17 protein-coding genes are annotated in these 18679 nt (G+C 31.9%); 7 read left to right on the forward strand and 10 right to left on the reverse strand.

Annotated elements, in window-relative coordinates:
* Nucleotides 1–185 precede the first annotated feature (185 nt).
* On the reverse strand, nt 186–608 hold the full coding sequence (locus AC2H4K_RS16745; RefSeq protein WP_281139386.1) for a thiol-disulfide oxidoreductase DCC family protein: 423 nt from the start codon (nt 606–608) through the stop codon (nt 186–188).
* A gap of 9 nt (nt 609–617) precedes the next feature.
* Nucleotides 618–2789 carry an endonuclease MutS2 gene (locus AC2H4K_RS16750; protein WP_493742640.1) on the reverse strand — a complete coding sequence of 724 codons (2172 nt, stop codon included), beginning with the start codon at nt 2787–2789 and terminating at the stop codon, nt 618–620.
* A 142-nt stretch (nt 2790–2931) separates the two neighbouring features.
* On the opposite strand from AC2H4K_RS16750, the gene AC2H4K_RS16755 reads away from it, so the two are divergent.
* Entirely contained in the window at nt 2932–3606 is a 675-nt protein-coding gene (locus AC2H4K_RS16755) for a uracil-DNA glycosylase (protein ID WP_281139384.1), read from the forward strand.
* 300 nt (nt 3607–3906) lie between these two features.
* Here the strand turns inward: AC2H4K_RS16755 and AC2H4K_RS16760 are convergent, their stop codons facing one another.
* The 5 genes from AC2H4K_RS16760 to AC2H4K_RS16780 form a co-directional block, all read right to left on the reverse strand.
* A complete protein-coding gene (locus AC2H4K_RS16760) occupies nt 3907–4761 on the reverse strand; it encodes a substrate-binding domain-containing protein (protein WP_281139383.1) in 855 nt (284 codons plus the stop codon).
* Nucleotides 4762–4805: 44 nt separating this feature from the next.
* Nucleotides 4806–5678, reverse strand: coding sequence for a nucleoside phosphorylase (locus tag AC2H4K_RS16765; RefSeq protein WP_281139382.1), 873 nt, complete (start codon nt 5676–5678; stop codon nt 4806–4808).
* Nucleotides 5668–6609 carry a DUF1835 domain-containing protein gene (locus AC2H4K_RS16770; protein WP_281139381.1) on the reverse strand — a complete coding sequence of 314 codons (942 nt, stop codon included), beginning with the start codon at nt 6607–6609 and terminating at the stop codon, nt 5668–5670. Before AC2H4K_RS16770 ends, AC2H4K_RS16765 begins: the two co-directional genes overlap by 11 nt.
* A gap of 3 nt (nt 6610–6612) precedes the next feature.
* On the reverse strand, nt 6613–6939 hold the full coding sequence (locus tag AC2H4K_RS16775; RefSeq protein WP_281139380.1) for a translation initiation factor: 327 nt from the start codon (nt 6937–6939) through the stop codon (nt 6613–6615).
* 83 nt (nt 6940–7022) lie between these two features.
* The gene (locus AC2H4K_RS16780; protein WP_281139379.1) at nt 7023–7973 is read right to left on the reverse strand and encodes an isopenicillin N synthase family dioxygenase; all 951 of its coding nucleotides are present in this window, start codon (nt 7971–7973) and stop codon (nt 7023–7025) included.
* A gap of 149 nt (nt 7974–8122) precedes the next feature.
* Between AC2H4K_RS16780 and AC2H4K_RS16785 the strand changes: the two genes are divergently transcribed.
* The 4 genes from AC2H4K_RS16785 to AC2H4K_RS16800 all read left to right on the forward strand — a co-directional run bounded on the left by AC2H4K_RS16785 (nt 8123) and on the right by AC2H4K_RS16800 (nt 14174).
* Nucleotides 8123–10123, forward strand: coding sequence for an alpha-ketoacid dehydrogenase subunit alpha/beta (locus tag AC2H4K_RS16785; protein ID WP_281139378.1), 2001 nt, complete (start codon nt 8123–8125; stop codon nt 10121–10123).
* Nucleotides 10124–10279: 156 nt separating this feature from the next.
* A complete protein-coding gene (locus AC2H4K_RS16790) occupies nt 10280–10762 on the forward strand; it encodes an Hsp20/alpha crystallin family protein (protein WP_281139377.1) in 483 nt (160 codons plus the stop codon).
* A gap of 287 nt (nt 10763–11049) precedes the next feature.
* Nucleotides 11050–13362, forward strand: a complete 2313-nt coding sequence (locus AC2H4K_RS16795) for a T9SS type A sorting domain-containing protein (RefSeq protein ID WP_281139376.1) — start codon at nt 11050–11052, stop codon at nt 13360–13362.
* 401 nt (nt 13363–13763) lie between these two features.
* The gene (locus AC2H4K_RS16800) at nt 13764–14174 is read left to right on the forward strand and encodes a 3D domain-containing protein (RefSeq protein WP_493742641.1); all 411 of its coding nucleotides are present in this window, start codon (nt 13764–13766) and stop codon (nt 14172–14174) included.
* Here the strand turns inward: AC2H4K_RS16800 and AC2H4K_RS16805 are convergent.
* Complete coding sequence (locus AC2H4K_RS16805; RefSeq protein ID WP_493742642.1) at nt 14167–14733, reverse strand: ExbD/TolR family protein; 567 nt, start codon at nt 14731–14733, stop codon at nt 14167–14169. The two genes, AC2H4K_RS16800 and AC2H4K_RS16805, sit on opposite strands and share 8 nt — an antisense overlap.
* A 137-nt stretch (nt 14734–14870) precedes the next feature.
* On the opposite strand from AC2H4K_RS16805, the gene AC2H4K_RS16810 reads away from it, so the two are divergent.
* Both AC2H4K_RS16810 and AC2H4K_RS16815 read left to right on the forward strand, forming a co-directional pair.
* Nucleotides 14871–16385, forward strand: a complete 1515-nt coding sequence (locus AC2H4K_RS16810; RefSeq protein ID WP_281139373.1) for a DEAD/DEAH box helicase — start codon at nt 14871–14873, stop codon at nt 16383–16385.
* 85 nt (nt 16386–16470) lie between these two features.
* Nucleotides 16471–17208 carry a hypothetical protein gene (locus tag AC2H4K_RS16815; RefSeq protein WP_493742643.1) on the forward strand — a complete coding sequence of 246 codons (738 nt, stop codon included), beginning with the start codon at nt 16471–16473 and terminating at the stop codon, nt 17206–17208.
* Here the strand turns inward: AC2H4K_RS16815 and AC2H4K_RS16820 are convergent.
* On the reverse strand, nt 17205–17783 hold the full coding sequence (locus tag AC2H4K_RS16820; RefSeq protein WP_493742644.1) for a pseudouridine synthase: 579 nt from the start codon (nt 17781–17783) through the stop codon (nt 17205–17207). The genes AC2H4K_RS16815 and AC2H4K_RS16820 overlap by 4 nt on opposite strands.
* Nucleotides 17762–18577, reverse strand: coding sequence for a DUF1853 family protein (locus tag AC2H4K_RS16825; RefSeq protein ID WP_281139370.1), 816 nt, complete (start codon nt 18575–18577; stop codon nt 17762–17764). Before AC2H4K_RS16825 ends, AC2H4K_RS16820 begins: the two co-directional genes overlap by 22 nt.
* Nucleotides 18578–18679: the final 102 nt, after the last annotated feature.

Raw genomic sequence — 18679 nt, forward strand, 5'->3', positions numbered from 1 at the left:
ATCGAATTTTTTATTTGAAGAAGGCAATCATTTATAAATTTGAACCAACAAAAATGTGCTATTAACCAATTCGTTAATATCCCTCTAAAGTAAACGAATTGAAATTAAATTTTTTGTTTAAAATTAGTTTTAAGTAAGTTGTTAATTTAGAAAAGCCCTTTTAAATTGTTTTAAAAGGGCTTTTTCTATTCTAAAAATTTAGACTTTAGTTCTGGTGTAGGAATCATACAAGATTCCTTTTTTCCATACCATTGATATCGGTTTTTGGCCACATAATCATAAACCCAATTTCTAATAAAAGTCGGTACAATAAAAAAGATAGTCATTAAATTATTTGGAAAACCTAAATGTTTAGCAACATGTAACGCTGCAGAAGATTTATATTTTAATGAGCTTTTCTTTGGATTGTAAAGCAAAATAGAATCTACTGCATCTGTATTTACACCAAAATGTGCAATAATTTCTTTACCAATAGCACTTTGTAGAGGTGCAAAAAGGAATTGGTCTTTTTTGTCTCTTTTTATAACATACAAAACACTGCTGTTACATAGATTACAGACTCCATCAAAAAGTATTAATTGTTTATCCTCAGGGACTTTAGCGTTCATACTATAAAGTTAAACTTTTTTAGCTTCCACCAATTCCAAAAGATCTAAGCTAACATTTGTTGTAAATAAGCCATAGTTTACTATAGCTTTTCCTTTTTCAATAGCGTCAATACTACCAACAGCTTTACCATCTTGCATACGTACTCTATCACCGATTTTTAAAGCTGGTTTAGGTGGCTCAGGTTTTTGTTGTTCTATTTTTTTAGCTTCTTTCTTCTTTTGTCTAATGACTTCAACCTTCTTTTCGGCTTCCTTTTTTATTTTGGTTTCCTTAGCTTTTTCAGCACGTTTTTGTTTTGCCGATATTTTTTTTCGTTTAGAATTTTCAATCTGAACTAAACGAAATAGTTCAGCCATAAGCTCTCGCTTTCTTTTGTTTTCAAAATATTTTTCAGAAAGATCATTAACTTTTTGGCCCAGATAAATTAAACGTTGATTACTGTCATATAATTCTTGAAAACTTTCTAGCTTCTTTTGAACTTTAGCATTGACTTCTTCAAGTTTATCAGCTTCAGACTGCTTTTTCTTTTCGTTTTCTTTTAGAGAGCGTTCGGTTTTTTCGAGCTTACTACGTTCTTTTTGAAGTTTAGCAATTGTAGCATCAAATCGTACTTTACCGCGTTCAATTTTCTTTTTTGATTTGTTGATTAAACTGTAAGGAATGCCGTTTTTTTGTGCGACTTCAAAAGTAAAAGAACTACCAGCTTGTCCTGTTACCAATTTGTACATGGGCTCTAAGCTTTTTTCGTTAAAAAGCATATTGGCGTTTTGCATATGAGGCAACTCATTTGCTAAAAGTTTTAAATTGGAGTAGTGGGTTGTGATAATACCAAAAGCACCGCGTTCGTAAAACACCTCTAAAAATGTTTCTGCCAAAGCACCACCTAATTCAGGATCACTACCTGTACCAAACTCATCAATTAAGAACAATGTTTTGTTATTACATTTTCTTAAGAAATAATTCATCTGTTTTAGACGATAGCTGTAGGTACTTAAATGGTTTTCTATAGATTGATTATCGCCAATATCACTTAGTACTCTATCGAAAATACAAACCTTACTACGCTCATGGACAGGAATAAGCATACCACTTTGTAACATAGCTTGTAACAAGCCAACCGTTTTTAATGTGATACTTTTTCCACCAGCATTAGGTCCAGAGATTACTATAATGCGGCTTTCATTATCCAAAGAGATAGTTTGTGGATAGGTCTCTTCGTTTTTTGCTTTATTGTTTAGATAAAGTAGTGGGTGATACGCATCTCGTAAAAATAAACGACGTTCTTCTGAGATTTCAGGTAGAATAGCATCCATGCGATTAGCGTATTTTGCTTTTGCTGAAATGATATCTATTTGGGTTAAAAACTCTTGATAGGTTTTTAAAAGTGGTGAGAATAGACGAATGAAGTCTGTGAGTTCTTTTAGAATTTTAATAACTTCTTCCTTTTCTTCATATTCTAAATTATTAAGCTCTCTAGAATATTGTAAGGTCGTTTCCGGTTCTATATAGACAATACTACCTGTTTTGCTACCTCCCATTATAGCACCTCTCACTTTTCTACGATACATAGCTTTTACAGCTAAAACACGTTTGTTATCTACAACAGACTCGCGGATATCGTCAAGATAATCTAGATTGTGATAAGTGTTTAGTGCAGAGGTGAAGCTACTATTAATCTTTGTTTTGAGTTGATTTATTGATTTTCTTAACTCTGAAAGTGTAGGTGAAGCATCATCCTTTATCTCACCAAATCGATCAACAACTGCATCTACTTGATCTATGAGAGCAGTAGTAACCTCAATGGAATTACTTTGTTGGTAGAGGTTAGGATAGTATTCTTCAAACTTTTTTAGAAATTTTAAAATAGAATTAACAGTAAGAGAAATACTCACTAATTTTTGTAAGCTTGGAACTTCAAGATAAGTGTTTTCAATCTTTAACAGTTTTAGCTCTTTGGTTATTGCATCAAATCCATGATTGGGAATTCTATTTTCATTTTGAAATGATGACAGATATTCATTAACATATTTCAATTCAAGTTGAATTTGCTCTACGGTAGGAAATGGTAGAATGCCCAAAGCAGCATCCCTACCTAATTCGGTAGAACAATGTTCGCTAACTTGTTTTAAAACTGTAAAAAACTCTAAATCCTTTAAGGTTTTTTCATGAATGTTTATCATCTATCGCTTTCGTATTTTGAGATGCAAATTTAAGTTAATTGTTAGGATATGCCTAATGCAGATCTCTTAAGTTATAATTAACGTTTTTATACTTTTTACATTACTTCTATAATTGCTATTTTTGATAAATTTTAATGGAGTAATGAACGTAGATATTCACCAAAGCTGGAAACCCTATTTAGAACCTGAATTCAATAAACCTTATTTTAAAACTTTAGTTGAATTTGTAAAACAAGAGTATAACACCCACAAATGCTTTCCTAAAGGTTCAGAGATATTTAATGCGTTTAACCATTGTCATTTTGGTGATGTTAAAGTTGTTATTATAGGACAAGATCCTTATCATGGCATCGGTCAAGCTAATGGGCTTTGCTTCTCAGTAAATGAAGGGATTGCTCATCCGCCATCTTTAATTAATATCTTCAAAGAAATAGAACAAGACTTGGGTGTAACTTATCCTAAAAGTGGAAATCTTGAGCCTTGGGCAGATCAAGGCGTATTATTGTTAAATGCAACTTTGACTGTAAGAGCACATCAAGCAGGAAGTCATCAAAATAAGGGCTGGGAGCAATTTACAGATGCTGTTATTAAGCTTATTAGTGATAACAGAAATAATGTAGTTTTCTTGCTTTGGGGAGGATTTGCTAAAAAGAAGAAAAAATTAGTTGATACAGAGAAACATTTTGTTTTGGAAACAGGTCATCCTTCACCTTTGAGTGCCAATAGAGGTTATTGGTTTGGTAATAAGCATTTTAGTAAAACTAACTCCCTGTTGGAGCAAGTTGGCCAGTCTGCAATTGAGTGGAAACTACAGTAGTTGGTTTCTTCTGTTTAATAACTCGAGGCTTCTTATTCTTAACTACTTTAGAAGTTTTGTTACAACTAAAGATTAACAATAAAAAATTAAGAGCAACTAAGGAGGATAGGACCAATATAATTGTAATGACCATAGATTGATGAGTTGATTTACTTTAACATAGCTATAACAAATTTAAATAAAAAATTGACATCCTGAAAGTTATAGCTGAAAACCACCCAATTTTAACAGTTATATAATTTGTAAAACCTTTAGGAAACACTAATAACACTATTGTTACTCTAAGTTTTTAGAGCAATTCTAAATTTCATGAACCAAATCCGAATAACCAATCTTTTCTGGAATAATATTTAAATCAAAAAGTTGATTTTGGATGTTTTTTATCGTTTTCTTATCTATTACGGTTTGTGACCATTCGGTTAACGACAACCACTCTTTAACGTCTTCTATTTCTTGCTCGTAACGGTTAGCAATGGTTTTGTCAATGCTAGGAATAGATTTAAAATCTGCTGTGGTATTATTGATAATGTCTAAAATAACTTTAAGGTCATCTTCACTATTATCTATAAATTCTTGTCTAACAGCAATAACAAAACAAGGCCAAGGAGAAGGGCAGTTACCAATTCTTCTAAATGTACCATCGTCTACCAAAGGTTTAGTGGTAAATTTCTCCCACATGAAGTAGTCAGCGTCTTCTTCTGTTAACCCTTTAACAGCTCCATCGAGATTTTTGATGACTTCAAATTTTAAATCCTTTTCTAAATCCCAATCGTTATTTTTTGCATTGACGTAAGCCATAAGGTGAGAGCCGGAACCATATCTGCTTATGGCAGCTCTAGTGCCTTTAATATCATCAATAGTATTGAATTTTGAATTATTAGCAACATGAATCCCCCAAATTAAAGGACTCTCAACAAAAGTTTGAACGATTTTTGATGGGTTGCCATCTATTATATCTGCTATAATTCCTTCGGTTAAAATTACTGCTATATCAATATCTCCATTACGCAAACCTTTACACATTTCGCCTGTTCCTCCATAATAATCATGCCAGCGTAGGTTAATGTCTTCTGCTTTATATTCACCATTCTTTAGTGTTAAGTACCATGCTAAATTAAAGTGCTCTGGTACACCACCAATATTTACTTTTTTCATTGTGCTGAATTTCTTTTAGTGCTTTCCGTGAAAGTGGAATAACACTATATGTTTACTATGCGTTCTAGCGCATATACAATTAATTTTTCTACTGTTTTCTTTGGGTCTTTGCTAAAATCGCCAGTAGCTCTATTAGCAATTATAGCATTCAGAGATAATGCTTCGTGCCCTAGTAATTTTGAAAGTCCATATATTACAGAGGTTTCCATTTCAAAATTGGTGATTCTAAAGTCTTTGTAATTAAAATTGTCTAATTTAGAATTTAAATCAGGATCATGAAGTGGTAATCTTAAGACGCGTCCTTGAGGTCCATAGAAACCACCAGCTGTACCTGTCATACCTTTGAATATTTTATCACTTTCAAAATATTTTTCAAGATACTTACTATTATTTATGATAATAGGACGTGCTTTATTTTTGTCCCAATTAGTATGCGTTATAAAAGCATCTTCAATTTCGGGATTACTAATACCTTCTATTTGATAAAAGTGAAGCATACCGTTAACATCAAGTCCATGTGTGCTTAGTAAAAATGCATCAACTGGAATATCTTGCTGCAAAGAACCAGAAGTTCCTATTCTAATGATATTTAAACTTGTGAGTTCAGTTTTTGGTTTTCTGGTTTTAAGATCTATATTAACTAAAGCATCTAATTCGTTGAGAACAATATCAATATTATCAGGTCCTATACCTGTTGAAATTACAGTAATTCTTCGGTCTTTATAATATCCTGTTTGTGTTTTGAATTCTCTTTTTTGTGTACTGAATTCAATACTATCAAAATGTTTTGTAATCTTTTCAACTCTATCCTGATCTCCAACAAAAATTATAGTGTCTGAAATATCTTGAGGCTTCAAATTGAGATGATAAACACTTCCATTAGGATTTAATATTAATTCTGAATCTTTAATTGGCATTTACGATAGTTTTTACAAGTTTATTTTGCTCTATACTGAATTGATATTCCAAACGATTTACTCCACCGTAATACATATCATTATTAATCTCAGAAGCATAATTGTGTCTATTAAAAAGAGCTTCATGTCCTTTTCTATTTAACATCAATCCATTTTGTGTTATATCATAAAATATGGATAGCTTTTCTATAATGCGATGAAATTGTGTATCGCCGAAACCATAATAGCCTTGATAGTTTAAAGCATATCCTAATAAATGATGAACAGATTTTATATCATTTTCTTTTATGATTTTAAGAATATTTTGTTCTATGATTCCTAAACCATTGTTTTGATATGGAAAACGCTGCAAATGTGCCTTTAGGCAGTTACTCATGTACTTAAAACTAGATTCTTTGACGATGTAAGGTTTTAAAATGTTGTGATCTTTGCCACAATAAGTTCTCCATAAAGCAATGGCTAAATCAATATCGTCTTTTGTCAACCGTATTTTATTCTTGTAGTGACTTTTTAATTGTGCAGGACTTAATTCTGGTAAACCTTTTAAGCTTTTTTCACCTTCAACGCGTCCGCTACAAATAAGATATAGAGGTTTTTTTATTTCTTTTTGATGAATTAAATTGATAACGCCTAGAAGATTGATGTGACAGAACAAGTCATATTCAAACCATAGGTTGATTTCATCGTATTTTTCGACTTTATCCAACTTTGATAATTCTCTTATAAGAGCTGATCTATCGACTTCAATATCATAATATTTCTTCAAGAATTTGGTTCTAATATTGAAGAATTCATCTGAATTTATAGCTGGAATTGTAGGACCTTCACATAGCATTTCTTGCCATGTTAAAATATCCTCTTTAAAGTCTAATTCTCTTAGGTAATCTGTTAAAGCACTACCATTTGTAATATGCAAACAATTTTCACTCATATATTAACCACCAACACGTTTTACGTTAAACCCTTTTTCTTTTAAAATAGCCATGATTTTATCTCTATAATCCCCTTGAATGATGATTTTATCATCTTTAAAACTTCCACCAACACTAAGTTGAGTTTTTAAATCCTTGGCTAATTTTTTGAAATCTTCTGCGGCTCCATTATAGCCTTCTAAAATGGTAATTGGTTTGCCTTTGCGCTTTTCGTATTTGCAAATAATTGGGTCGTCTTGCAACCATATATCACTTTGTTCTTCCTTTTCTTCAGAAGGTTCAGGAACATGATCTGGGAATAGGTTTTTTAATTGGTCCTGTAAATCCATTTGTGTTCAATTATTAGTTTTCAGTCTTCAGTATTTAGCACTTTCTCTTAATGCACTGCTTACTGAGGACTATGAACGGCTAACTATTTTTTTATAAGTCCAAGTTCAATTAAACGCTCAGTTAAAAATTCACCAGCAGTAATATCGCTATAAAGTTTAGGATTGTCCTCATCTACACAGCTTTCTAAAACATCTAGCTTCATTTCGCTGATAGGATGCATAAAGAAAGGTATAGAGTAACGAGAAGTACCCCAAAGTTCACGAGGTGGATTAATAACTCTATGGATTGTAGATTTTAATTTATTGTTGGTGTGTCTAGATAGCATATCTCCAACATTTATCATTAATTCGTCTGGTTCAGCAATAGCGTCTACCCATTCACCATCATGGCGTTGCACTTGTAAGCCACGTCCTTGAGCACCCATTAAAAGTGTTATTAAATTAATATCACCATGCGCTGCAGCTCTAACAGCATTTTTAGGTTCTTGGGTAATTGGAGGATAGTGGATTGGTCTTAAAATTGAGTTACCATTATGAATGTAATTATCAAAATAAGTTTCTTCTAAACCTAAATATAAAGCTAAAGCTCGTAAAACATATTTTGCTGTTTTTTCAAGCATTTGATAGGTTTCTTTACCTACTTTATTGAATTCTGGTAATTCTTTTACTTCAACATTTTCAGGATATTCTTTTCTACGCTCTTCATCATCTTCTACATATTGCCCAAAGTGCCAAAACTCCTTTAAATCTCCCTCTTTTTTACCTTTAGCACTTTCTTTTCCAAAAGACACATAACCACGTTGACCACCAATTCCAGGGATTTCATAATTTTCTTTGGTTTCTAACGGTAGGTTAAAAAAGTTTTTCACCTCTCCATAAAGTCTATCTACTAGTTCATCATTCAAAAAATGACCTTTTAAAGCTACAAAACCTATATCTTCATAAGCTTTTCCTATTTCATCTATAAATTTTTGCTTTCTTTTAGGATCGTCAGAGATGAAATCCTTTAAATCTACACTAGGTATTCTATCCATTGGATTTGTTTTTGTTTTTTTAGACAATATACAAAGGTAATTAAAATAGCGCTAAAAATATTAGGTCGGATTTATATACAATTTAGAGTCTGTTCTACATTATTGAAGCAATTTTATTTACATTTGAAACTTTACAGAAAGAATATTCTATGCCTACAATTACAAAAAGCAATATAGATTACGATAAGAGAAATTTGACAGATAAGAGCTTATTAAAGCTTTATTACAATATGTTGAAACCGAGACTTATTGAAGAAAAAATGCTCATTCTTTTACGTCAAGGTAAAATTTCTAAATGGTTCTCTGGTATTGGGCAAGAAGCCATTTCTGTAGGTGTTACAATGGCTCTAAAACCTAGCGAATATATTCTGCCAATGCATAGAAATCTTGGAGTTTTTACAACAAGAGAAATTCCTTTACATAGATTGTTTTGTCAGTGGCAAGGCAAGGCTAGTGGCTTTACGAAAGGACGTGATCGGTCTTTCCATTTCGGGACTCAAGAATATAACATTGTTGGTATGATATCGCATTTAGGACCTCAATTAGGAGTTGCTGATGGTATCGCACTAGCTAATATTTTAAAAAACAATGGTCAGGTTACAGCTGTTTTTACAGGAGAAGGAGGTACAAGTGAAGGAGATTTTCATGAAGCGTTAAATGTTGCTTCAGTATGGCAATTACCTGTGCTCTTTTGTATAGAAAATAATGGTTATGGTCTTTCCACTCCAACTAATGAGCAATACAACTGTAGGCATTTGGCCGATAGAGGTAGAGGTTATGGTATAGAATCTTTTGTATTGGATGGAAATAACATCATAGAAACTTACACTAAGGTTAAAAAACTAGTTGAAAGTATTAGAAAACGTCCTAGACCAATTTTGATAGAATTCGAAACTTTTAGAAGACGAGGACATGAAGAGGCGAGTGGTACAAAATATGTTCCTGAGGACTTAATGCAAGAATGGGAAGCTAAAGATCCTATTGAGAATTACCGTAGTTATTTATTCAGTAAAAAAGTGCTTAATACTGAAATTGATGAGCAATATATTTCTGATATAAAGGCTGAAATTGATACAGCTTTGGAGTCTGCATTTGCAGAATCAGATATAATTCCTAATGAAACTATTGAGTTAAGTGACGTTTATAAACCATTTGATTATAAGGATTATAAGCCAAATAGTACTACAAATGAAATAAGATTGGTAGATGCTGTTTCTGAAGGTTTAAAACAATCTATGGAAAAGCATAAAGACTTAGTGATAATGGGACAGGATATTGCTGAATATGGTGGTGTTTTTAAAGTCACAGAAGGTTTTGTTAATCGCTTTGGTAAAGAACGTGTACGCAATACACCAATATGCGAATCCGCTATTGTTGAAGTTGGAATGGGATTGTCTATTTCAGGAATGAAAGCAGTTGTAGAAATGCAATTTGCTGATTTTGTGACTTCTGGTTTTAATCCTATCGTAAATTATTTGGCAAAATCTCATTACAGATGGCAACAGCAGGCTGATGTTGTGGTACGGATGCCTTGTGGTGCAGGTGTTGCTGCAGGTCCATTTCACTCTCAGACCAATGAAGCTTGGTTTACAAAAACACCTGGTCTTAAAGTCGTTTATCCAGCTTTTCCATATGACGCAAAGGGACTATTAGCAACAGCTATTAATGATCCTAATCCAGTGCTATTTTTTGAGCACAAGGCGCTCTATAGAAGTATAAAACAAGAAGTTCCTACGGATTATTATACGCTTCCGTTTGGAAAAGCATCATTATTAAAAGAAGGAAATCAAGTTTCTATTATTACCTATGGATCTGGTGTACATTGGGCTTTAGAAACTTTAGGAAACAATCTGTCAGTTTCAGCAGATTTAATTGATTTAAGAACTCTAAATCCTTTAGATAAAGAAACCATTTTCAATTCGGTAAAGAAAACAGGTAGAGCTATTATTCTTCAAGAGGATTCTATGTTTGGTGGAATTGCAAGTGATATATCAGCTATGCTTATGGAGGAATGTTTTCAATATCTAGACGCACCTGTTAAGCGTGTTGCAAGTATGGATACACCTATTCCATTTATAAATCAGCTTGAAAATCAGTATTTAGCCAAAGGTAAGTTTGAATCTGCACTGAAAGAACTACTTTCTTACTAATTTTTAAAATCACAAAACGTGTCTAATTGTCATTATAATAGCTTGTTATGATGAAATTTTGACATGTGTTTTATCTTTGATTCTGCCAATTTTTGTGATGGCATTTTTTTTGAATAGTACTGGGAAAATTGATGTTTAATTTAAAATATAAAACTAATGAGCAATTTAATCCCAACTGTTAAGAGAAATGGTAGTGATAGAAATTCTAAATTAGGTTTTAGAACATTACCAAGCATATCATCATGGATGGATGATATAATTAACGAAAACTTTGGAAATGAATTTTTATCTAACTTCAATACTGGTATTACGTTACCAGCAGTGAATGTTTTAGATAATGACAATGAATATGTGGTAGAAATGGCCATACCTGGAATGAAAAAATCTGATTTCAATATCAATGTTGAAAATGATGTTTTATCAATATCAGCAGAATCCAATATCGAAGAAGAAGAGACTAAAGAAAATTATACAAGACGTGAATTTGGCTATTCTTCATTCAAACGAACATTTTCATTACCTAAAACTGTAGAAACAGATAAAATTGAAGCTAAGTACGAAGACGGTTTACTAAATGTAGTTTTACCTAAACGTGATGAGGCTAAGAAAAAACCTTTAAAACAAATTGAAGTTTCATAATTAATATGTTTTAAAGATTGAAAGGTCAGCAATTGCTGACCTTTTTTTTATGCTTATACTTAATATGTGTATTATTTAGATTGGTAGATATAATAACTTAATTAGTATATCCAATTTTGAAAAAATCAATTAACTCACTTGTTTTGTAGCTCATAGATTTTAAGGTGTTCAATTATTTAAAATTTAGTGTATTAGCTTTTTAGTTAAAGATACTATCTGGTTTTAGTTAAAATATTCTTAAATATTCTATAAATGCTTACTTTTGCACTCTATTAAAAATCCCAATTATGAAATTTAAATTACTATTTACTTTTTTATTTACTTGTGTTTTTGGTTTTGCCCAAGTTATACCCGATGAAGTAAAGCCTCCAAGTTGGAACTTAGAAGGGTTACCAAATGTGAAGGCTCATAAATTAGCGTCTTTTAATCTTAAAAAATTACAAGAAGAAGATAAAATTAATGACCAAGACAAGTCTAAACCTTGGAGATTTGGTCATGACATTTATGTAGATCACGACTTTAACGAAGTAGGAAAATGGACAACTTTAGACAACGGTGACCGAATTTGGAGAATGGCCTATACATCGGAAGGAGCTTTAACATTAAATTTTATGTTTGATATTTTTAAAATTCCTGAAGGAGCTAAACTTTACGTATACAATGATGAGAAAACAGATTTACTACGTCCTTTTACCCATCATAACAATAATGCTGAAGAAGTTTTAGGAACTTGGTTAGTTGAAGGAAACAAAGCTTGGATTGAATATTATGAACCAGCTAATACGGTTGGAATGGCAAAATTAACTATAGGTTCTGTTGTTCATGGCTATCGTACTGCTGAAACGTATCAGAAAAATTTAGGTGATTCAGGTGATTGTAATCATGATGTAGATTGTGATATTACTCCAACTTCAGATCCTTTTGAAATTAATACAAGAAAAGAGGAGGTTAAAAAGGCTGCTGGAATGCTTTTAACCGGAGGTTTTTCATTTTGTTCTGGTACTTTAGTTAATAATACAAATAATGATGGAACACCTTATTTCTTAACAGCTAATCACTGTGGAGGAGGAGAAGGATCTTGGGCATTCAGATTTAATTGGAGAAGTCCTAATCCTTCGTGTGGTACTACTGCTAATAGTACAAATGGGTCATTTAATCAAACAGTAAGTGGTGCAATTCTCAGAGCTGCAAGTGATGAATCAGATATGGAGTTGGTTGAAATAACTGACCCAACATTTTTTAACAACAATCCAGATGTTGTGTGGGCAGGTTGGAACAGATCAACAACACAGTTGCCTTCAGTAAATTTTGGTGTTCATCATCCGAGTGGTGATATACAAAAAACATGTAGAGATGATGATGGAGCTACACGTATAACTACTGGTTTTAATGGCAATGGTGCTGCTAAAATGTGGAGAATAGCCGATTGGGATTTAGGAGTTACAGAAGGCGGTTCATCAGGTTCAGGTTTGTTCAATGAGAATGGACATTTAATTGGTATGCTTTCAGGTGGTAGTGCTGCTTGTGCAGGAACTAATGACAATGGTGGTTTTGATATTTATGGTCGTTTTGGTGTTGCTTGGGATTTTGGAAGTTCTACTTCTTCAAGATTAAAAGAGTGGTTAGACCCTTCGGATTCTGGAGTAATAGAATTGGGTATATACCCAGCATTAGAAACTTATGATATTGATGCTCGGGTAACCGCAGGTTCAGGCAATAGTTCAGAAATTTGTGGTGAGGATTTTTCACCTCAGGTTACGTTAACCAACTTAGGAAACCTTAATTTAACTTCGGCAGTGGTCTCTTATTATTTGGATACGGAAGCACCAACAACCATAAATTGGACTGGTAATTTGGCTAGTGATGGTTCTGTTGTTGTTGCTACACCAACTTATAGTGGATTAACTGTAGGCTCTCATTCATTTACTATAAATGTTACCAATCCTAATTCAACCATAGACGAAAATACATCTAACGATAATTTTGTTTTTAATTTTCAAATATCGCCATCTTTTTCAACAACCTCATTAGTTTTAAATTTATTGACAGATGAATTTGGAGATGAAACCTCATGGGAATTTGTAAATAGTTCTGGTACTGTGGTAGCGAGTGGTCCGACTTTTAGTTATGCTGATGAGACATCTTATGTTGAAAACATTACAATTCCTACCTTTTCAGAATGTTATACATTTACAATATATGATGATTATGATGACGGTATGTGTTGTGATTATGGAATAGGAAGTTATAGTTTAGAAGATGAAAATGGCACAGTGATTATTTCTGGTGGTGATTTTGGTTCTTCTGAGTCCATTACTTTTAATGTACTAGACCCTCTTAGCGTTGATGAATATGGTTTAGAAAATTATATTTCTTTCTATCCTAATCCTGTTAATGATGACTTAAGTATAACAGTGAAACAATTGAATGATAATATAGATTATGAAGTATTCAATATGTTAGGGCAAACCATCACTAAAGGAAATTTAGTGCCAAATAACACTAATAATATAAATATGACTAATTACCAGTCTGGTGTTTATTTTGTGAAACTATCCACTTTAAATAGCTCATTTACTAAGAAGATAATGAAGAACTAAGATTGCAATCTTAAGAATATAAAAAAAGTCAGTTTCATCTTTTTGGAACTGACTTTTTAATTTTCTGTGTGTTTAGCTGATTGTATCTCACATTTTAATGTTTTCTAGGTCATCATCTAGACTATTAGATGTATTGACAATTTTAGATAAAGTTTTCATGATTGTTTGATTTTTTGATTGATGTTTTACTACAACTATCTGTAGCGTCTTTTACTATTCCAAGTGTAGCTTTTTGTGTCTGTTGTTGTACCTGATAAATGGTTACTGTTTAATGTTCTCATGATTTTTGTTTTTTAATTGATTTACACTTAATAGACGATGGATTTATAAAAATGTTACAGATTCTAGTTTCTAAACTATTGATTTAACAGATTTTAACTTTAATCAGTATATTTATATTTATGAAGATTATAAAAGTCATACTATTATTAATACTACTTATTAGTTGTGATAAACAAGTAGAAAAGCCTTGCTATAACAAAGATTTAGACGTTACAGCAACGGCTTACAACTCTTTAGTTTATCAGACTAGCTCAAATCCTCATATTACGGCCTTTGGTGATAGTTTAAAACCAGGTTTGAGATATATCGCAGTTTCCAGAGATTTGATAGATTCTGGTCTTGTGCATAATACCGAAGTTAAAATTGAAGGTTTTGATAGTCTTTACATCGTAAAAGATAAAATGAACAGACGCTATCGAAAACGTATCGATATTTACATGGGAACAGACGTAAAAAAAGCAAGAAATTGGGGCAAAAAGAACGTGAACATTCAGTATTGCTTAAAACCGAAAGATACCTTATCTAATTAGGTCGTTTTACAGCAACTTCAGAAACTATAAATGGATATGCTTTTTTTATAAGCTCTAATTCTTCAACCGATAACTCTTCAGGACTCTTATTGAACTTCATTTTGGCATATTTACTTCTTAAGTTGTAATAAGCTTTGGTTATTTCGTCTTGTACGGCAATAAAAGCTTCATATTTAGTCAACGTATCGTGACTTAATGAAATTACAGCTTCCTGAGGATGGTCAGATGAGTTTGATAGTTTTTCACCATAACAATAATCACAATTATCCGAACCATTATTATCCACAAATGATTCTACTAAATCTTCTATAGCTTCAAGGTTTACAATTTCCTCGTTAACCATAATTTCCTGTTTATCGTTAAGGGCTATTCTTAACAAATTCCGTTCGGGAATATCTTTAGTGCAATCTCCTGTTTCACAAATTCGAGGTAGTTGTCTTAAAATGCCTTTATCGGCAGAAATAGTTGTAGTTACTAAAAAGAAAATTAGTAACAAAAAGGCAATGTCTGCCATAGATCCTGCATTGACCGTTGCAGAATGTCGTCTAAATGATTTCATAATATAATTATTTAAATGTTAATATTTTATGAAACACAATAACAGTACCAATCTTGTTAAATGTTGTTAACAATTCATCCTAAAAACCTTTATAATATGTTATTTTTGCAAAATTAATTCAATAGGAAAAGAGCTACATGTCAACCCAAACTAAAATGCAACAAGATTCTACAACGGAAAAGCGTCTTTACGATTACCAAGTTAAAGATCTTAACCGCATTTTTGATGTTATGTATGAAGAGTCCGATGATTTTAACCTTCTGTACCAATTACCTACAGGTGGAGGGAAAACAGTCATTTTCTCTGAAATTGTAAGACGCTATATAGAAAAACACAATAAAAAGGTCGTTATACTCACGCATCGCATAGAGCTTTGTAAACAAACGTCTAATGTGTTATCTGGCTTTAATGTTAAAAATAAAGTCATTAACAGTAAAGTAAAAACTTTACCAGATCAAGATGACTATCAATGTTTTGTGGCAATGGTAGAAACACTAAACAATAGGCTTTCTGATAAGGATTTTGAATTAAAAAACATTGGTCTTGTTATTATTGATGAAGCTCACTATAATTCATTTAGAAAACTATTTAAGTTTTTTAAAGCGTGTTTTATTCTTGGTGTTACCGCAACTCCGTTGAGCAGCAACATAAAGTTACCAATGAAAGACAATTACGATAAACTCATTGTTGGGGATGATATATCTACACTCATTAAAAATGGCTTTTTAGCTGATGCTGAGTTTTATCATTATGATGTTGGTTTAACAAGTCTTAAAATTGGAATTAATGGTGATTATACCGTAAAATCTTCTGAAGCCTTATACACCAACAGCCTTATGCAATCTAAGCTTTTAGACGCTTATGAAGAATTGGCCAAAGGTAAAAAGACATTGATTTTTAATAACGGTATTTACACTTCAAAAGAGGTGTATTACACCTTCAAAAAAGCGGGCTATAATGTTAGGCATTTAGATAATACGGCTGGTAAACAAGAACGAAAAGAGATTTTAAAATGGTTTAAAAACACACCAGACGCAGTTTTAAGTTCCGTAAGTATTCTAACCACTGGTTTTGATGAACCTTCAGTTGAAACTATTATTCTCAATAGAGCAACACGTTCTTTAACTTTGTATTTTCAGATGATTGGTCGTGGTAGTCGTATCTATCAAGATAGAAATACGTTTCAAGTTATTGATTTAGGAAATAATATCGCACGATTTGGACCTTGGAATCAACCTGTAGATTGGCAACACATTTTTAAATATCCAGACTTCTATCTTGAGAATATTGTTGATGATGAGTCTATTGAACGAGATTTTGTGTACACAATGCCTGATGACATCAAGAAAAAATTCAAAAACTCAGACAATCTCGATTTTGATGTTAAGGCAGAGTATAAGGATGTCTTAAATTCTGGTAAAAAATCATTTACAGTCATAGAGCGTTCTATAGAACAACACTCCAAAATTTGTATTGAAAATAGTGAAGATGTTTTTGATGCTAGAGATTTGGTAAAAGATCTTCAAGACGAAATTGCTTATAGAATTAAACAGTACTGTTATTGTATTATGAATAGTACAGATAATTACAAAGACTGGCTTTTTGAAGAATACAACAGAAAGTTAAGAATAAGTTTCAATGGTAAGTTTTAACTTTTTTTTGTAAGGATTTATATTTTTATACGTTTATTTTGAAATAGGTATAGTTTTTGTTCCTTATTAGAAAAATTAAATTATAGTGAAAACCCTAAAAATCATATTTGTGTTATTCTGCTTATTAAGCGGAACGATGGTTTTTGCTCAAGTAAAAGATAAGCAGAATAAATCTATCCCAATTCCAGCAGAACCTTCTAAAAAAGAAAAAGATTCCGTTCAGGTGAAAATTAAAGTTGAACCTATTCTTAAAAAGGAAGAAGAGGATAAAGCTAAATCAGATACCAAACCAGAAGAAAAGAAGTTTGTCATTAGAGAAACAGAAAAGCCATTTTCTATGATAGATGACGATGGCTTAAAAAGTCCAAGCGAAATCTATGAAAAACGTTGGAAGAAGGAAGCTGCAAAAGGAGGTATAATTCAAGTCATGTCCGATCAATTTCTTGGGGAACATAAAGTTGATACTAAATTTGTAAATATTGTTTGTAGAGACCATGAGTTTCCTGATGGCGACAGAGTTCAAATCAAAGTGAATGATTACATCGTAAAACACAGTTTGCTATTAACAAGTAATTATAGAAGAGTAGAAGTCAACTTAGCAGAAGGTAAAAATACTGTGGAGATAATAGCTTTAAACCAAGGAGAATCTGGACCAAATACAGCTGAGTTTGTAGTGTATGATGACCAAGGTAATGTTATTTCTTCTAAAGAATGGAACTTACTTACAGGTGTTAAGGCTGTTATAGTTTTTGATAATCAAAAAATGACAATAAAAGAAAGGACTTCTGAGGAAGATGAGAAAGCAAAAACAGCTTCTAACTAAGTAATTTCAATCACTTCACTAGGCTTCATAGCGTCTAATTCATAATTACCTATTCTTACTCTTACAAGTCTCAATGTAGGCAATCCAATTTTTGCTGTCATTTTACGAACTTGTCTAAATTTTCCCTCAGTCAACGTTATAGATATCCAAGATGTAGGGCCGTGTTTTTCATCTCTAACAAAGCGATTAAAAATGTGAGATGTATCTTTTAGGATTTTAGCTTTACAAGGTTTTGTATTGTAAGGTTGTCCGTTGATGGAAATTTTAATTCCGCTTTGCAACTGTTCAATATGTTCTTCGGTTATCAGTCCATCAACCATAACATGATATTCCTTCTCAATACCAGAACTGGTAATATGATGACTAAACTTACCGTCCGTTGTTAGTAAAAGTAAGCCTTCGGATTTTTCGTCTAATCTGCCAACTGCCATTATATTTTCAGGAAAATCATATAATTCTCCCAATAATTTTTTAGACCTACGTTTGTTTTGATGATTTACAAACTGACTTAAATAACCATAGGGCTTGTAGATTTTATAATACTTATGTTTTTCTACCACCATGTTATAAAGCATTTCTGAAATCCGTTAGTATTATCTTTTATCCAACATAAAGGTGATCGCTTTTGTGCTATTGACTCTTCAATTTCAATAATAACATTTTCGAAAGCTAGCCAATCAACTGTATTATGAGGCGAATTAATCCATTCTAATTTTTCAGGAATATAAAACAGATAATTTTTTAGCATACCTATTTTTTCAAAATTTAAATACCATCCTTGAATGCAATCAGTATTCAACGAATCAATATCAACATTTTGATTATCATAAGGTAAAAACAGTTGTGCTTTAAAATTTACGTGTTGTTTAAAATCTTCAGCTCTAAGATTTAAGCTTTCTAAAGCTTTTTTTGTTTTGTTATGATAGAGTAGAGGCAATTGCTTTTCTTTCAGCTTTTTTAGTTTGTAAACTAAAGTATCATTGCGGTTTGGTCCAATCCAGTATTCTAATAGATTATTATAAGTTTTACTATTGTCATAAAGATAAAACTTATAGATAATCTCTAAATGAATTGGCTGTTTTTCTTCTTCAATAAGAAGATCTAATTCACCAATAGTTTGTTTATCATCTTGTATCTGTAAATTTTCACTGAGTATTTTTATACTTGAAGTTTGCTTCAACTGAAAACTAACAAATTGCTCAACCCATTTACCCAAACGTAACTTTTTATGAGGATTATTTACTTGAAATTCAGAATCAATATTGTTAATGCAAAACTGTTTTAGTTGTAATACATCGTCCTTTTTCCATAGCAAATCTGTTTGCTGAAAATCTTTGAAAAGAGAGTTGAAAAATGACGTTTTTTTCAATTTTTATTTTGAAAAAGGTGAATTATAGTTCAAAAATACTCAAAACCTAACTTAAGTCATATTTTTTCTTTTTTGTGGTAGTTACCTTTAAGGAAACGATTT

It is taken from the genome of Winogradskyella sp. 266wxhm (assembly GCF_058964685.1).

Excerpts from the sequence above, each read along its gene's own strand:
- AC2H4K_RS16745 (WP_281139386.1), bottom strand. The coding sequence starts at position 608 with ATGAACGCTAAAGTCCCTGAGGATAAACAATTAATACTTTTTGATGGA.
- AC2H4K_RS16750 (WP_493742640.1), bottom strand. The coding sequence starts at position 2,789 with ATGATAAACATTCATGAAAAAACCTTAAAGGATTTAGAGTTTTTTACA.
- AC2H4K_RS16755 (WP_281139384.1), top strand. The coding sequence starts at position 2,932 with ATGAACGTAGATATTCACCAAAGCTGGAAACCCTATTTAGAACCTGAA.
- AC2H4K_RS16760 (WP_281139383.1), bottom strand. The coding sequence starts at position 4,761 with ATGAAAAAAGTAAATATTGGTGGTGTACCAGAGCACTTTAATTTAGCA.
- AC2H4K_RS16765 (WP_281139382.1), bottom strand. The coding sequence starts at position 5,678 with ATGCCAATTAAAGATTCAGAATTAATATTAAATCCTAATGGAAGTGTT.
- AC2H4K_RS16770 (WP_281139381.1), bottom strand. The coding sequence starts at position 6,609 with ATGAGTGAAAATTGTTTGCATATTACAAATGGTAGTGCTTTAACAGAT.
- AC2H4K_RS16775 (WP_281139380.1), bottom strand. The coding sequence starts at position 6,939 with ATGGATTTACAGGACCAATTAAAAAACCTATTCCCAGATCATGTTCCT.
- AC2H4K_RS16780 (WP_281139379.1), bottom strand. The coding sequence starts at position 7,973 with ATGGATAGAATACCTAGTGTAGATTTAAAGGATTTCATCTCTGACGAT.
- AC2H4K_RS16785 (WP_281139378.1), top strand. The coding sequence starts at position 8,123 with ATGCCTACAATTACAAAAAGCAATATAGATTACGATAAGAGAAATTTG.
- AC2H4K_RS16790 (WP_281139377.1), top strand. The coding sequence starts at position 10,280 with ATGAGCAATTTAATCCCAACTGTTAAGAGAAATGGTAGTGATAGAAAT.
- AC2H4K_RS16795 (WP_281139376.1), top strand. The coding sequence starts at position 11,050 with ATGAAATTTAAATTACTATTTACTTTTTTATTTACTTGTGTTTTTGGT.
- AC2H4K_RS16800 (WP_493742641.1), top strand. The coding sequence starts at position 13,764 with ATGAAGATTATAAAAGTCATACTATTATTAATACTACTTATTAGTTGT.
- AC2H4K_RS16805 (WP_493742642.1), bottom strand. The coding sequence starts at position 14,733 with ATGAAATCATTTAGACGACATTCTGCAACGGTCAATGCAGGATCTATG.
- AC2H4K_RS16810 (WP_281139373.1), top strand. The coding sequence starts at position 14,871 with ATGTCAACCCAAACTAAAATGCAACAAGATTCTACAACGGAAAAGCGT.
- AC2H4K_RS16820 (WP_493742644.1), bottom strand. The coding sequence starts at position 17,783 with ATGCTTTATAACATGGTGGTAGAAAAACATAAGTATTATAAAATCTAC.